Raw genomic sequence first — 15859 nt, 5'->3', positions numbered from 1 at the left:
GAGTCCGGATGCGCCTGGGATACAGCTTGGCCTACTGGGGTTCGGCGGGACTCAACCTGGCCGAGCACCGTGCGCTCGTCCGGGAGGCCGAGCGGCTGGGTTACGACTCGGTCTGGTCCGCCGAGACCTACGGCACCGATCCGGCGTCGCTGATGGCGTGGCTGGCCGGGCAGACCGGACGGATCGCGCTCGGCACCTCGGTCATGCAGATGCCCGCCAGGCGTCCGGTGGCCGCCGCGATGACGGCGGCGACGATCGACCAGATCTCCGGGGGACGGTTCCGGCTGGGGCTCGGGTTCTCCGGCCCCCAGCTGGTGGAGGGCTGGCACGGGCTGCCCTTCGAACGTCCGCTGGTGCACGCGCGCGACTACATCAACGTCGTCCGGATGGCCCTCGCCCAGGAGCCGATCTCCTACGAGGGCCCCACGCTGACCCTGCCGCTGCCCGACAGCCAGGGCAAGGAGCTGACGCTGGCGGTGGCGCCCGTTCAGGAGAGGCTGCCGATCTACCTGGGGGCGCTCGGCGCCGAGTCGATCCGGCTGGCCGGGGAGCTCGCCGACGGCTGGCTGCCGTTCCACTTCCCCGCCGGGCATCTGGCCGACTGCACGGGCCTGCTGCGCGAGGGCGCCGAACGGGCCGGACGGTCACTGGAGGGCTTCGACGTCGCGCCCATGGTCATGGTCCTGGTGGACGACGACCTGGAGACGGCCTACGACATGATGCGCCCGATGCTCGCCCTCTACCTCGGCGGCATGGGCTCGCGCCGGATGAACTTCTACAACCGGCTGGCCCGCAGGCTCGGCTTCGAGAAGGAGGCCGAGACCCTCCAGGAGGCGTTCCTGGCCGGACGGCAGGGCGAGGCGATCTCAGCCATCCCCGACGAGCTGGTCGATCTGATGACGATCTGCGGCCCGCCCGCGCGGGTGCGCGACCGGCTCACCGCCTACCGCGAGGCGGGCGCGACCACCCTCGTCGTCGGGGTCGTCCCGCCCACCCTGCGGCTGCGTCTGGACCAGCTCCGGATCATCGCCGAGTGCGCGTCATGAGACGGGGTCGGGGATCTCCTTGAGCTTGGGGATCGGCGAGCGGGCCAGCGCCAGGATCGGTACCAGGGCGCCGACGAGGATGGCGATGAAGATGGCCGTCCGCAGCCCCAGCCACTCGCCGAGCAGCCCGGCGCCGAGCGCGCCCAGCGGGGCCGGAATCAGCCCGAGCGAGAAGATCGTGGCCAGAATCCGGCCGATCATGGGCATCGGGGTGACGGACTGGACCAGCGTCAGGTTGTTGACGATGAAGATCTGGTTGCAGGCCCAGACGACGAACTGCGAGACCGCGAGCATCGCCACGGCCAGCCCGACCGGGCGCACCGCGAGCGGCACCAGGAACAGCGCACAGTTGCCGATCACGGTGCTCCACAGCAGGGTCGGGCCGATGCCGAGACGCTTGGTGACCCGGATGGCCAGCCCCGCGCCGAGGATGGCTCCGGCGCCGCCCGTCGCCGTGATGACGCCGACCCACGCGGCGTCCAGGTTCGGCCCGCCCTTCAGCAGATACAGCACGAAGATCGACTGCATCGCGCCCATGATGAAGAAGGAGTAGAACGCGGTGCCGATCGCCAGCGGCCTGACCAGCGGCTGGCGCATCACCCACTGGTAGCCCTCCCAGACGGCCTTGTAGACGCTGCGGACGTCGTCGTCGGGCGCGGGCCTCTCCTCGGGGGTACGGATCAGCCAGCAGGCCACCGCCGAGATCAGGTACGTGACGATGTCGATGATGATCAGCACGGGCGCCGACACGACCTTGATGAGCCCGCCGACCAGGCCCGGGCCGAGCGCCTGCGCCACCGACTCGCTCATCTGGAGCTTGCTGTTGCCGTCGGCCAGGTGCTCGCGCGGCACCAGGTGCGGGATGTAGGTGCGGTAGGCGACCTGGAACAGCACGCTGAGCACGCCCAGCACGAACACCACGACATAGATGACGGCCATCGTCAGCATGTCCGCGAAGTACAGCAGCGGGATCAGCAGCAGCACGGCGGCGCGGCCGATGTCCGACCAGATCAGCACGGGCCGCTTGCGCACCCGGTCGACCAGCACGCCGAACAGCAGGAACCCCACCATCGGCAGCCGGACCAGCGCGCTCAGCACGCCCATCTCCGCCGCCGAGGCGTGCAGCACCAGCACCGCGGCCAGCGGAACCGCCAGGAAGGTGACCTGCGCACCTATCTGCGAGAGGCTCTGGCCCACCCACAGCTTGAGGAACTCACTGTCGTGCAGGAGACCCGGCCTCGGGTCGTCCACCTGCTCACTCGACGGGGATGCCATCGTCCATCCAGCTCCTCATTCGCGCGGCCGCGTCGGCGACCAGCGGTTCGTACAGAATCGGGACTCGTTCGTCCGGGATGACGCTGATCCCCAGGCGGCCCTTGACCACCGCGCGCCAGCCGAGGTCCTGGCCGGCCGGGGCGAACAGCGCCACGTCGCCGTCATAGGGGTCGTGCCGGTAGTGGCCGACGGCGTGCGCGTTGGCGCGGAAGACGGCCAGGTAGCGGCGGGCCTGCTCGACGTCCTTGGAGTCGGGCACGAGCCGGCCGGACGCGGCGGCCACGTTCATCACCGCGAGCATCCGCTCCTCCGCGTCCACGATCCCGGCGGGCATCTCGAAGCCGGCCTCGGGCGGCCCGTCCGCGAGGGCGTGGAACATCAGCGCCGTGTCGTCCTCCAGCGAGCTGCGGATCACCGGCTGGTCCGCGTCGGAGTAGATCAGCACGACGAGCGGGACGTCCTCGCCGAGCGCGCGCAGCCGCCTGGCCACCTCCAGCGCGATGTTGCCGCCGATGCAGAAGCCGCCCAGCACGTACGGGCCGTGCGGGCGCACCTCGCGCAGTTCCCGGACGTAGTCGTCGACCATCGCGGCCATCGTGGTGTGCGGCTCCTCTCCCGGCGCCAGCCCGCTGGCGGCGATCGCCTGGACGGGCTGGTCGGGTCCGAGACGGCGGGCCAGCGGCTGGTAGCGGAAGACCTGCCCGCCCAGCGCGTGGACCAGGACGATCGGGGTCCGGTCTCCCTTGGCGTTCAGCGTGACGATCCGATGCGGGGTGGCCAGGTCGCCAGGGCGGCGTAGCACCTCCGCCAGATCCGCCACCGTGGGGGCGGCGAGCACCGTCGACACCGGCAGTTCGCGGCCGAGCCTGTGCCGGACGTGCATGGCCAGGCGGAGCGCGGTCAGCGAGTGCCCGCCGAGCTCGAAGAAGTCGTCGTGAATCCCGACCGGTGTCACCCCGAGCAGGTCCTCCCACAACTCGGCCAGGCTCGCCTCGACCGCGTCGCGCGGCGGGGCGTAGGCCCGCTGCCGCGCGCTGGGCTCGGGCAGCGCCGCGCGGTCGAGCTTGCCGTTCGCGGTGCGGGGCATCTCCGAAAGACCCACCACGGTGAACGGGACCATGTACCCCGGCAGGTGCTCCGCAGCGAAGCGACGCAACGCCTGCGCGTCTACGTCTACGTCTGCGCCCGCGTCTGCGCCCGCGTCTGCGTCTCCGCCCGCGTCGGCGGCTGCGGCTGCGGCTGCGGCCGCGGGGACGACGTAGGCGACGAGGCTGTGGCCGCCCGGCCGGGACGTGACGACCGCCTGCGCCACCGACGGGTGGCGTTCCAGGACCGCCTCGATCTCGCCGAGCTCGACCCGCATGCCGCGGACCTTGACCTGGAAGTCGGCGCGCCCGAGGTACTCGATCTCCCCGTCCGGCAGCCAGCGGGCCCGGTCGCCGGTCCGGTACAGCCGTCCGTGGCCGTAGGGGTCCGGCACGAACCGTTCGGCGGTGAGGCCCGGCCTGCCGAGGTAGCCGCGGGCCAGCTGCACTCCGCCGATGCACAGCTCGCCGGGAGTCCCCACCGGGACGCGGCGCATCCGGGCGTCGAGCACCTCCAGCCGGGTGTTGGCCACAGGCCGCCCGATCGGTACGACGGGCTCACCGGGACGGCAGCGGTGCCACGACACGTCCACCGCGGCCTCCGTCGGGCCGTACAGGTTGTGCAGCTCGACGTCCGGCAACCGCTCCCCGAACTCGGCGGCCAGCGCGGGCGGCAGCGCCTCACCCGAGCACACGACCCGGCGGACGGAGGGCGGGCGTTCCGCCGGGTCGAGCCCCTGGAGGAACGCCGCGAGCATCGAGGGGACGAAGTGCAGCGTCGTCACGCGCTCGGCGGTGATCAGGCTGGTGAGGTAGCCCGGCTCCATATGCCCGCCGGGACGGGCCACCACGAGCCCGGCCCCGGTGACGAGCGGCCAGAACAGCTCCCACACCGAGACGTCGAAGCCGTACGGCGTCTTGTGCAGGACGCGGTCGCCCGCGTCCAATCCGAACGTCTCCTGCATCCACGCGAGCCGGTTGACGATGGCCCGGTGGGAGACGCCCACGCCCTTCGGCCGTCCGGTGGAGCCGGACGTGAAGATCACGTACGCGAGGGACCCGGTCGGCACCAGGGCCACCAGCGTCTCGTCCGGGAGGTCCTCGACCAGGACCGTCCGCGTGCCCGCCGGGACCCGGTCGGCCAGGTCGCGGGTGGTCGCGACGAGGCCGGCTCCCGCGTCGGCCAGCATCAGCCGCATCCGCTCCGGCGGATGGTCGGGCTCCAGGGGCAGGTAGGCGGCACCTGCGGCGAGCACGCCGAGCAGTGCGACCGGCAGATCGAGACCCCGTTCCAGCAGGACGCCGACCGGACGGTCCGGGACGGCCCCGGCGTGCCGCAGCAGTGCGGCCAGGCGTCCCGCCCTCCCGGTCAGCTCGGCGTACGAGAGCCAGGTGCCCTCGAACCCCACCGCGGGCGCGTCGGGGGTACGGCGGCTCTGTGCCCAGACCAGGTCGTGCAGGGTCTGGTCGGGGTAGGTCCGGCCGGTGGCGTTCCAGCGTTCGATGTCCGGGGCGTCCCGCGCGGCCAGATACGCGTCGGCGGGACGCGGATCGGACTCCGGATCGGCGGCGAGCCGGGCCAGTGCCCGCAGGTAGTGGTCGCGGACGTCCTCGATCTGCGCCCGGCCGAACCGGCCGGAGTCAAACGACAGGCTGAGTGCCAGGCCCGCGCCGGGCTCCCGGACGAACGCCGTGGTCAGGGGCAGGTCGGTCTGCTCGAAGAAGTCCTGGTCGACCACCCGTACGGGATCGTCGGCGGACAGCGCGCCGTAGACGTGGAAGTCGCGGAAGTCGAAGAGCGTGTCGAGCAGCGGGGAACGGCCGGCGGCGCGCTGGATCTCGAACAGCGGGTACTGCCGGTAGGGCAGCAGCGCCACCTCGGCGTCGAACACCCGCCGGACCAGCTCGCTCCAGCGCCCGGCGGCGGCGCCGACCCGGACCGGCACGGTGTTGAGGAACAGGCCGAGCACCTGGTCACCGGCCTCGCTCTCGGGACGGCCGTGCACGACCATGCCGGTCAGCACGTCGTCCTCGCCGGTGAGCAGCGCGAGCACGCGCACGTGCGCGGCGAGCAGCACCGTGCGCAGCGGCACCCGCAACTCCCTGGCGATCCGATCCAGGTCGTCGCGCAGGGTCTCGTCCAGCGGGGTGGCGAGCACCTCGACACCTGTGGTGGCGGGTTCCGGATCGCGATGCGGCAGCCTGGGCAGCCGGCCGGACGGCGCCTCGGTGACCTGGTCGCGCCAGAACGCGGCGGCCTCCGGCGAGGCGACCAGCTCCCGCTCCCGCGCGACGAAGTCGCGGAAACGCGCTCCGGGAGGCCGGACGGGCAGCGGCTCGCCCGCGACCCGCGCCCCGTAGCGGCGCAGCACCTCGGTCACGAAGGCGGCCACGCTCCAGCCGTCGAGGAGCGCGTGGTGGAAGCTGACGCTCAGGGCGAAGCGGTCGGCGGCGAGCAGATGGACGCGCACCCGGAGCAGCGGCGCGGCCGTCCAGTCGAAGGGACGCCGCTTCTCCGCCTCGCACCACGCGCGCAGATCCTTGCCGGGGTCCGCGGCGGCCGACAGGTCGGCCACCTCCAGCGGAACGGTCGCGGAGTCGTGCACGAGCTGGACGGGCTCGCTGAAGCCGGTCAGGTCGAACGAGGTCCGCAGCACCGGATGCCGCCGTACCGTCTCGGCCAGCGCCGCCTCCATCGCGTCGCGGTCGCAGCGGCCGTCGAGCGTCAGCGTGGTCAGGTCGTGGTAGGTCGGCGCGTCCGGTTCGAGCTCGCTGTGGTAGATCATCCCGGCCTGCAGCGCCGCGAGCGGGTAGGCATCCTCGATCATCGGGACTCCCCCAGAAGCCTGGCCCGGTCCGCCGGGTCCAGAAGCGCGAACGCCTCGGTGGCGGGCGCCTCGGTCTTCGGCCGGACCAGGGGACGCAACGCACCCGCCAGTTCCGCCACGGTCTGATGCAGGAAGAGGTCCTGCAGCTCGATGTCGTAACCCTCGTCGCGCATCCGGGCGACCACCTTGAGGCTGCGGATCGAGTCCCCGCCGAGGGCGAAGAAGACATCGTGGACCGACACGCGGTCCAGGCTCAGCACCGAACCCCACACCCGCGCCACCGCCCGTTCGGCGTCGGTGCGCGGCGCGGTGTACGGGGCCTGCGCCCATCGCCGGGGCGGTGGCAGCGCGCCCCGGTCGAGCTTCCCGCTGCGGGTGAGGGGAAGCGCGTCCAGCCGCACCCACGCGGTCGGGATCAGGTGGTCGGGAAGCCCGGTCCGCAGCCGGTCGCGCAGATCGGGGTCCCCGTCGGTGACGACGTAGCCGACCAGCCGGGCACCGGCTTCGTCGTGCCACACGTTCACCGCGGCGGCGCGGACCTCCGGCAGTGCGGCCAGCGCGGCCTCGACCTCGCCCGGCTCGATCCGATGTCCCCGGATCTTCACCTGGTCGTCGGCGCGGCCCAGGTACTCCAGTGCCCCGTCCGCCCGTCGCCGGGCGAGGTCGCCGGTGCGGTAGAGCCGCGAGCCCGGCGGGCCGTAGGGGTCGGGGACGAAACGGTCGGCGGTGAGACCGGGGCGGCCGAGATATCCCCGGGCCACCTGCGGGCCCGCGATGTACAGCTCGCCGGTGAGCCCGACGGGGACGAGCTCCAGGTGCCGGTCGAGGACGTGGAGCCTGGTGTTGGCCACCGGGTGGCCGATCGGCACGACGGCCTCGCCGGGCGCGCAGTTCCAGGCGCTGACGTCGATGGCGGCCTCGGTGGGCCCGTACAGGTTGTGCAGTTCCGTCCCGGGCAGCCGGCCCATGAGCTGGTCGACCAGCCGGGGCGTCAGCTCCTCGCCGCTGCTGACGACCAGCCGGAGGGACGAGCACGCCTCGATGCCCTCCTCGGCGGCGAAGGCCGCCATCATCGACGGCACGAAGTGCACGACGGTGACCTTCTGCTCAGCGATCAGATCGCGCAGGTAGGCCGGGTCGCGGTGGCCGCCGGGCCGGGCGAGCACCAGGCGCGCCCCGGTGAGCAGCGGCCAGAAGAACTCCCAGACCGAGACGTCGAACCCGGCGGGCGTCTTCTGCAGGACGGCGTCGCCCGCTCCCAGCCCGAACCTCTCCTGCATCCACAGGAGCCGGTTGAGGAGGCCGCGATGGGTGTTGACCACGCCCTTCGGACGGCCGGTCGATCCCGATGTGTAGATGACGTAGGCGGCGTGGTCAGGCGATACCTCCGGCAGCTCGGCCATGGGGCCGCCCGGTACGTCCTCGTTCTGCCATTCCGGGCTGAGGACCATCCGCGCGCCCGCGTCCTCGGCCAGCGCGGTCCGCCGCCGCGGCGGGTCGGACGGATCGAGCGGGAGGTAGGCGCCGCCCGCCCTGAGCACCGCGAGCAGGGCGACGACCAGCTCGGGCGAGCGCTCGAAGCACACCCCGACGACCGTCTCCGGGCCGACCCCGAGGCCGCGGAGCCTGCGGGCGAGCCGCTCCGCGCGTTCGTCCAGGTCGCGGTAGGTGACGTTCTCGCCGTCGAAGGTCAGGGCGACGGCGTCCGGAGTCGCGTGCGCCTGCCGCGAGATCAGCTCGGGCACCGCCAGGCCGGGGACGGCCAGGCCAGGCACCGCCAGGCCGGGGAAGTCCGCCGCCGTGTCGTTCCATTCGTGCAGCAGCGATCGGCGCTCCCCTGGGGTCAGGAGGGGAAGTTCGCTGAGGCGCCGGTCCGGGCCGGTCACGGCCGCGCGGAGCAGCGCCTCCAGATGCCGCGCAAGTCGCTCGATCGTGTCCGGTTCGAACAGGTCGCTGTTGTAGACGAACCTGCCCTCGATGCGGCCGTCGACCTCGGCGGCGTACAGCTCCAGGTCGAAGCGGGTCGCGGCGACGTCCATCAGCCACGGCTCGGCGTCCAGGCCGCCGAAGGCCCTCGGTCCCGCCGCGAAGTTCTGCATCGCGAACAGCGCCTGGAAGAGCGGTGAGCGGCTCACGTCACGCGCCACGTCGAGCTCACCGACCAGCCGCTCGAACGGCAGCTCCTGGTGAGCGTAGGCGTCCAGCGCGATCGCGCGGGTCCTGGCCAGCAGCGCGGTGAACGTCGGGTCTCCCCCGAGCGGGGCCCGCAGCGCGAGCATGTTGACGAAGACCCCGACCACTGCCTCCAGCTCGCGGCGGTCGCGTCCGGCCACCGGCGAGCCGACGGCGAAGTCCTCCTGTCCGGAGTAGCGCGACAGCAGCGCCTGGAACGCGGCGAGCAGGGTCATGTACAGGGTCGCGTCGTTGTCCCGGGAGAGCCGGACGAGCCCGCCGGTCAGCTCCGGGTCGAGGGTGAAGGCGTGGCCGCGTCCCGCGAAGGTCTGCCGGGCGGGCCTCGGCCGGTCGGTGGGCAGGTCGAGCGCGGGCAGGCCGTCGAGCCGCTCGCGCCAGTAGCCGAGATCCCGGTCGAGTGCCGGGCCGTCCAGCCGGTCGCGCTGCCAGGCGGCGTAGTCGATGTAGCGGACGGGAGGCGGCGCCAGCGGTGACGGCTTACCGGCCAGGAACGCCTCGTACAGCGCACCGAGCTCGTCGCCGAGGATCCCGGTCGACCAGCCGTCGGTCGCGATGTGGTGCGTCGTGACCACCAGGAAGTGGTCCTCGTCCGCGACCCTGACCAGCAGTGCCCGCAGCAGCGGGCCTCGGGCCAGGTCGAAGGGCCGGTCGACCTCGGCGGCGATCAGGTCGCGCACCGAGCCGCCGGCGTCGGCGTCGGCGTCGGCCGTGGCCAGCGGCAACGGCAGCGGCTCGGGGGCGGCGACCCGGATCCGCGGGCGGCCGTCGTCCGCCGCCAGATAGCGGGTACGCAGGCTGTCGTGGCGCGCCACGATCTCCGTCAGCGCCCGTTCGAGCGCGGTCACGTCCAGCCGTCCTCGCAGCCGGTACACCAGCGGGATCACGTACGCGCTGGTGCCCGGCGCGAACTGCTCCATGAACCAGATGCGTTCCTGGGCGAAGGACAGCCGGGGCTCGCCCTGCAGCACGGGTATGGCGGGCTCGGCGGCTTCTTCGGCCTCGGCCGCCCGGTCCAGCGCCGCGGCGAACCGCCGGACGTCCGGATCGGTGAACAGGGCGGGCAGGCCGATGTCGCGTCCGGTGGCGGCACCGAGCCGTGAGATCACCCGCGTGCCCAGCAGGGAGTGGCCGCCCAGCTCGAAGAAGTCGTCGAGGGCGCCGACCCGCTCGACACCGAGCACCTCGGCCCAGACCGAGGCGACCAGCTCCTCGGTGGGCGTGGCGGGCGGCTCGAAGATCCGCCGGCCGAGCTCGGGCAGCGCGGCGGGGTCCAGGGTGCCGTCGGCCCGTCGCGGCAGCCGGTCGAGCAGGAGGAACACGCCCGGCACCAGGCGACGCGGCAGCTCCCCGGCCAGCCGGTCGCGGAGCTCGCCGGCCGAGACCTCCGTCCCGGGTTCCGGCACGACGCAGGCGACCAGGGTGTCGTCCCGCGTGGTGATCGCGGCCTCGGTGATCCGCGGATGGGCCAGGAGACACGCCTCGATCTCGGCGGGTTCGATGCGGTGGCCCCGGATCGTGATCCGGTCGTCCGTGCGGCCGAGCGGTTCAAGGCTCCCGTCGTCCCGGCGGCGGACCACGTCACCGGTCCGCAGGAGCCGCGCCCCGGGCGGGCCGAACGGATCGGGCACGAACCTCTCGGCCGTCAGCCCGGGTCGGTCGCGGTACCCCTGCGCCAGCCCGGCGGCGCCGATGTAGAGCTCACCGGCCGCGCCCGGGGGAACGGGGGCGAGCCGGTCGTCGAGCACATGGCAGCGGACGCCGGGCAGCGGACGCCCGATCGGCGGCCTCCGGTTCGCCTCCTCAGGCCCGATCGTGGCGGTGGTGGCCGTCAGCGTGGCCTCGACGGGCCCGTAGGTGTTGAGCAGCTCGATCCGCGTGCCCTCCTGGTCGAACCAGGCGCCGACGGCGGAGGCGGGAACGGGGTCGTCGCCGAGGACCAGCAGCCGCAGCGCGAGCGGCCAGCGCACCTTCGCGGCGCGGAACTCCTGCCAGTACGACGCCGGAAGGTGCGCGACGGTCAGCGCCGCGCCCTCCGAGGTGCCGAAGTAGTCCGGAATCCGCTCGTCCGGCGCGGGCAGGACCAGCGTCGCCCCGGAGACGAGGCAGGGATAGATCTCCGCGGCGTGGGTGTCGATGGCGGCCGGGGTCACGTGCAGCACCCGGTCTCCGGAGTGCAGGCCGTACCGCCCGGCCAGCGAGAGCGCCCGGCACGCGAGCGCCCGCTGATCGATCTCCACGCCCCTCGGCCCGGCGGTGTAGAGGACGCAGGCGAGGTCGTCCAGGGTGCCGTCGTCCAGCGGGTCCGCGTCCGGCGCGTCCGGGCTCGGCGCGTCCGCGTCCAGTTGCTGCTCGGCCGGCTCGTGCTCGGCCAGCCACCGCTCGGTGATCAGCGGCGCGGCGCCGCCGTCGCGGAGCAGGGCATCCCGGCGGGCGGGCGGGTCGTCCGGGTCGAGCGGCAGGTAGGCGGCGCCTGTCCGGCCGATCGCCAGTAGCGCGGCGATGAGGGCGGGGGACGGCTCGGCGCAGACGCCCACGAGCGTTCCCCGTCCGACGCCGCCGCGCCGCAGGGCGGCGGCGAGCCGGTCGGCGTGGGCGTCGAGCTCGGCGTAGGTCGTGACCCGGCCGTCCTGGCGGATCGCGGCCGCGCCGGGGGTCCGCGCGGCCTGCGCCCGGACGAGCCCGGACACCGTCGCCACCGGCTCCGCGGGCCATGTGGCGGGCCGCTCCTCGGGGTCGGCCAGCCGCGCCCGCAGCGCCGACAGCCGCGCCCCGGGGTCGTCGACGATCGACTCCAGCAGCAGCTCGTAGTGCCGCGCCAGCCGCCGGACCGTGGCCTCGTCGAACAGCTCGGTGCTGTAGCAGAAGTGCGCCACCAGCCCGTCCAGCCGGGGCGTGACGTCGAGCAGCAGGTCGTACTTGGCCGGAACGGGTCCCGGCGGGAACGGCCCGCTCTCGACCCCCGGAATCCGGAGGCCCTCCTCGCCCGGGTCCTGGCCGACGAACATCGCCTGGAACAGCGGGGTACGGCTCGGGTCGCGCTCCAGCCGCAGCTCGGCCATCAGCCGGGCGAACGGGATGCCCTGATGGGTGAGCGCGTCGAGCATCCGGGTGCGGACGCGGGACAGCAGCTCACGGAAGGACGGGTCGCCGGCCAGGTCCCCCCTGATCACGAGGGTGTTCAGGAAGTAGCCGACGAGCGGCTGCAGCTCGGGGCGGTCGCGCCCGGCGGTGACCGTGCCGACGCAGATGTCGTCCTGGCCCGAGTAGGCCGACAGCAGGACGTGGAACGCGGCGAGCATCGCCATGAACCCGCTGGCGGACTCGCCGCGCGCCACCTGCTCCACACCGTCGACGAGCCGCCGCGGGAGCCGGACGGTGAGCACGTCACCGGCCGACGTCCTGACCTCCGGGCGGGGCCGGTCGGTGGGCAACTCCAGGACGGGAGCCTGCGCGAGGGCCTGTTTCCAGTAGGCGAGTTGCTCGTCGCCGTCGTCCTGCGCGTTTCGCCAGACCGCGTAGTCGGCGTACTGGAGCGTGGGCTCGGGCAGCGCCGCGCCCCGGTAGAGGTCGCCCAGCTCCTTCTTCAGCGTCTTCAGTGAGGCGCCGTCGGCGGTGATGTGGTGCAGGACGACGCAGAGCACATGGTCGCGCTCGCCCAGCCCGAACAGGCTCGCCCGGATGAGCGGCCCGCCGCGCAGGTCGAAGGGGGCGCGGATCCGGCGTGCCACCTGGCGCTCCGCGCGTTCCTCGGCGTCCGGACCGGCGAGGTCGACCCGTTCGAGATCGAGGCGGGCGCCGGAGACGACCCTCTGGACCGGCGTGCCCGCCTCGTCGGGAAACCGGGTGCGCAGGCTCTCGTGCCGCTCGACCAGCGCGTGCAGGGCGGCCTGCAACGCCTCGACGTCGAGATCACCGCGCAGCCGCTCGACGATGAACATGTTGTACGAGGCGTCGCCGGGGTCGTAGCGGTGCAGGAACCACAGCCTCTCCTGCCCGGCGGTGAGCGGCGCCGGAGCCGCCGAATCGGCGCGGCGGGGGATCTCCGCGACGCCCGGCCCGGACGACGGACGGCCCAGCCTGCGCTCCAGCGCGGCGCGCTGTTCGGGGCTGAGCCGCGCGAGCCGCGCGGCGAGGTCACTCATGGGCGGACTCCTCGACCGCGGCGAGCAGCGCCTCGGCATCGTGTCCGGCAAGCTGCCCTTCGAGTACGGCCAGCGCGTAGTCGCCGACGGTGGACAGCTCGAAGCACCGCCGCACCGGGATGTCCACGCCGAACTCGGCGCGGATCCGGTTCATCAGCTGGACGGCGAGCAGCGAGTGCCCGCCGAGCTCGAAGAAGCCGTGCTCGGCGCCGACGCGCTCGCGCCCGAGCAGTTCGCTCCAGATGGCGGCCAGCTCCGCCTCCAGCGGGGTGCGCGGCTCGACGTACGGGGTGGCGGACACGGCGGCGTCGTCCCCCGAAGGGCCGGGCAGCGCCGGGACGTCGACCTTCCCGCTGGGCAGCGACGGGAAGTCGTCGACCAGCACGAACGCCTGCGGCATCATGGCGCGCGGCAACCGGCGGGCCAGCAGGCCGCGCAGCTCGGTGACCGCCTCGCCGCGATCGCCCGTATAGCGCACGTACGCCACCAGCCCCCGGCCGCCGGGCGCGTCCGCGCGCAGCACGACCACCGCGCGCCGGACGTCCGGATGCTCGGCCAGCGCCGCCTCGATCTCGCCGGGCTCGATGCGCCAGCCGTGCACCTTGACCTGCCGGTCGGCGCGGCCCCGGAACTCCAGGGAGCCGTCCGGGCGGTACCGGGCGAGGTCGCCGGTCCGGTACAGGCGCGAGCCCGGGGGGCCGTGCGGATCGGCGACGAAGCACTGCGCGGTGCGCCCGGGAAGCCCGGCGTACCCCCGGGCGAGCTGCGGTCCGCCGATGTACAGGTCGCCGGTGACTCCGACCGGCACGGGTTCCAGGCGCCGGTCGAGCACGTGGAGACGGGTGTTGGCCACCGGCGTGCCGATCGGGACCGGGCCCGCCTCCCCCGGCCGGCAGTGCCACGCGCTCACGTCGATCGCCGCTTCGGCCGGGCCGTAGAGGTTGTGCAACTCGGTGCCGGGCAGCCGCTCGAAGAAGCGGTCCGCCGCCGCGCGGGACAGTTCCTCACCGCTGCACAGCACGCGCCGCAGCGAGGCGCACTTCTCGATGTGCTCCTCGGCCAGGAACGCCTCCAGCATCGACGGCACGAAGTGCGCCACGGTCACCCCGTGCTCGATGATCGCGTCGCGGATGGAGGCCGGGTCCCGGTGGCCGCCCGGACGGGCCAGGGCGAGGGCGGCGCCGTTCAGCAGCGGCCAGCACAGCTCCCACACCGAGACGTCGAAGCCGATGGGCGTCTTGTGCAGCACCACGTCGCCGGCGCCGATCGGGTAGGCGCGCTGCATCCAGTCGAGGCGGTTGACGATCCCCTCATGGGTGTTGACGCAGCCCTTCGGCCGCCCGGTCGAGCCCGAGGTGTGGATGACGTACGCCGCGTTGCCCGGCCCGATCCGGCGCGGCGGGTCGTTCGTCGCCTCCGGCCGCGCCTCCGCCACCCGTTGCCGCGTGAGCGTCAGCTCCGGTACCTCGGCCGGGCGCCGGGGGTCCTCCGGGTCGAGCGGCACGTAGACCGCTCCGGCCTTGAGCACCGCGAGCACCGCGACGACCAGCTCCGGGGAGCGCTCGGCACGGACGCCCACCATGGTCTCCGGGCCCGCGCCGAGCCCGGCCAGCTCGTGGGCGAGCCGGTTGGCCCGCGCGTTGAGCTCCCGGTACGACAGCCGTACACCCGGCATGACCACGGCGGGCGCGTCCGGCGTCCGGACCACCTGGGCCTCGAAGAGGTCGGGCAGGGTGGCGTCCGGTACCGCCGCCTCCGTGCGGTTCCAGCCGACCAGGATCTGCCGGCGCTCGGCCTCCCGCAGCAGCGGGACGCACGAGAGCGGAAGGTCCGGGTCGTCCGCGACCGCGGCGAGCGCCGTCTCGTACGCCGAGGCGATGCGGCGCGCCGTCTCGGCGTCGAAGAGGTCGGTGGCGTACTCCAGCCGCCCGAACAGGCCGCCGGCGCGGCGGCACAGGTCCAGGCTCAGGTCGACCTTGGACGTGCCGTTGTGGATCTGCCCCTCGTTGCTGGTCGGCAGCAGGTTGAACGCCACGTTGTAGAGCGGCGGCCGGGCCAGGTCGCGGGCGGGCTGGAGCACGTCCACCAGCCGTTCGAAGGGCAGGTCGGCGTGCTCGAACGCGTCCAGCATGGTGCCGCGCACCCGCCGCACCGCGTCCCGGAAGGACGGGTCGCCCTCCAGCCCGGTGCGGACGATCACGGTGTTGACGAACATGCCGATCAGCGGTTCGAGCTCGGGCAGCGCGCGCGTCCCCACCGGGCATCCCACGGCGATGTCCGCATGGCCAGCCCACCGCGACAGCACCGCCTTGTACGCGGTGAGCATCGTGGTGAACGGGGTCACGCCCAGCCGCCGCGACAGTGCCTCGATCCGTTCGGTCAGCTCGGCGGGCAGCGTGAAGTCGTGCACCGCGCCGCGGTACGAGCGGACCGGCGGGCGGGGCCGGTCGGTGGGCAGCCCCAGGTCGCACGGCACCCCGGCGAGCTGCTCGCGCCAGTAGCGGAGCCGGTCTTCCAGGAACTCGCCGGTCAGCCGCTCGCGCTGCCAGACGGCGTAGTCGGCGTACTGGATCGCGAGCTCGGGCAGGTTCGGCTCGCGGCCCTCGCGGAAGGCGCGGAAGCACTCCCACAGCTCGCCCAGGAAGTTGTCGGACGAGCCGCCGTCGAAGATGGTGTGGTCGAAGACCACGATCAGACGGCGGTCGTCCTCGCCCATCCGGACCAGCCGGGCCCGCCACACCGGTGCCCGGTCGAGCGCGAACGGGCGCACCGCGTCCTCCCGGGCGATCCGGTCGAACTCCGCCTCGCGCCGCTCGGGCGGCAGGTCCGCCAGATCCGTCTGGACGAGCGTCACCTCCACCGCCGGCCCGATCACCTGGACGACCTCGCCCTCCCGGAAGGCGAAGCAGGTGCGCAGGACCTCGTGCCGCCCGGTCAGCGTGGCCAGCGCCCGCACCAGCCGGTCATGGTCGACGTCGCGCGGCATCGGCAGGTGCATGCCGACGTTGTGCACCCCGAGCTCGGGCTCGAACTCCCCGAGGAACCACATCCGCTGCTGGCCCGAGGAGACGGGAAAGACGTCGGCGCCGGTCATTCCCCCATCGCCTCCCGCAGGCTGCGGGGGCGCATGTCGGTCCAGACCGTCTCGATGTGGTCGAGGCACTCCTGCCTGGCGCCCTCGACCCCGACGTCGCGCCATCCGGCCGGGCTCGGCCGGTCCGCCGCCCAGATCGAGTACTGCTCCTCGTCGTTGACCACGACCTTGTAGCGGGGCTCGTCCATGGGAACCT

General features: G+C 73.5%; 6 protein-coding genes. 1 reads left to right on the top strand and 5 read right to left on the bottom strand.

Annotated elements, in window-relative coordinates:
• Positions 1–8 precede the first annotated feature (8 nt).
• Positions 9–1046 (top strand): LLM class F420-dependent oxidoreductase, encoded by a 1038-nt coding sequence (locus ABD333_RS17640; protein ID WP_344542179.1) that lies wholly within the window; start codon positions 9–11, stop codon positions 1044–1046.
• On the opposite strand, the gene ABD333_RS17635 is transcribed toward ABD333_RS17640, so the two are convergent.
• From ABD333_RS17635 to ABD333_RS17615, 5 genes are read right to left on the bottom strand one after another with little or no spacing between them, the layout of a single operon-like run.
• Entirely contained in the window at positions 1041–2321 is a 1281-nt protein-coding gene (locus ABD333_RS17635; protein ID WP_344542177.1) for an MFS transporter, read from the bottom strand. The two genes, ABD333_RS17640 and ABD333_RS17635, sit on opposite strands and share 6 nt — an antisense overlap.
• A complete protein-coding gene (locus ABD333_RS17630; RefSeq protein WP_344542176.1) occupies positions 2302–6234 on the bottom strand; it encodes an amino acid adenylation domain-containing protein in 3933 nt (1310 codons plus the stop codon). Before ABD333_RS17630 ends, ABD333_RS17635 begins: the two co-directional genes overlap by 20 nt.
• Positions 6231–12569 carry an amino acid adenylation domain-containing protein gene (locus ABD333_RS17625; protein ID WP_344542175.1) on the bottom strand — a complete coding sequence of 2113 codons (6339 nt, stop codon included), beginning with the start codon at positions 12567–12569 and terminating at the stop codon, positions 6231–6233. The genes ABD333_RS17630 and ABD333_RS17625 overlap by 4 nt, the downstream gene beginning before the upstream one ends.
• Positions 12562–15663: a non-ribosomal peptide synthetase gene (locus tag ABD333_RS17620; protein ID WP_344542173.1), complete on the bottom strand. Its 3102-nt coding sequence runs from the start codon at positions 15661–15663 to the stop codon at positions 12562–12564. Before ABD333_RS17620 ends, ABD333_RS17625 begins: the two co-directional genes overlap by 8 nt.
• Positions 15660–15851, bottom strand: coding sequence for an MbtH family protein (locus ABD333_RS17615; RefSeq protein WP_344542171.1), 192 nt, complete (start codon positions 15849–15851; stop codon positions 15660–15662). The genes ABD333_RS17620 and ABD333_RS17615 overlap by 4 nt, the downstream gene beginning before the upstream one ends.
• Between the last annotated feature and the right edge of the window lie 8 nt (positions 15852–15859).

The sequence above is a fragment of the Actinomadura fulvescens genome (assembly GCF_039533225.1).
Taxonomy (GTDB): domain Bacteria; phylum Actinomycetota; class Actinomycetes; order Streptosporangiales; family Streptosporangiaceae; genus Spirillospora; species Spirillospora fulvescens.
This window is presented reverse-complemented; position numbering and strand designations above follow the sequence as displayed.

Excerpts from the sequence above, each read along its gene's own strand:
- ABD333_RS17620 (WP_344542173.1), bottom strand. The coding sequence starts at position 15,663 with ATGACCGGCGCCGACGTCTTTCCCGTCTCCTCGGGCCAGCAGCGGATG.
- ABD333_RS17615 (WP_344542171.1), bottom strand. The coding sequence starts at position 15,851 with ATGGACGAGCCCCGCTACAAGGTCGTGGTCAACGACGAGGAGCAGTAC.
- ABD333_RS17640 (WP_344542179.1), top strand. The coding sequence starts at position 9 with ATGCGCCTGGGATACAGCTTGGCCTACTGGGGTTCGGCGGGACTCAAC.
- ABD333_RS17625 (WP_344542175.1), bottom strand. The coding sequence starts at position 12,569 with ATGAGTGACCTCGCCGCGCGGCTCGCGCGGCTCAGCCCCGAACAGCGC.
- ABD333_RS17635 (WP_344542177.1), bottom strand. The coding sequence starts at position 2,321 with ATGGCATCCCCGTCGAGTGAGCAGGTGGACGACCCGAGGCCGGGTCTC.
- ABD333_RS17630 (WP_344542176.1), bottom strand. The coding sequence starts at position 6,234 with ATGATCGAGGATGCCTACCCGCTCGCGGCGCTGCAGGCCGGGATGATC.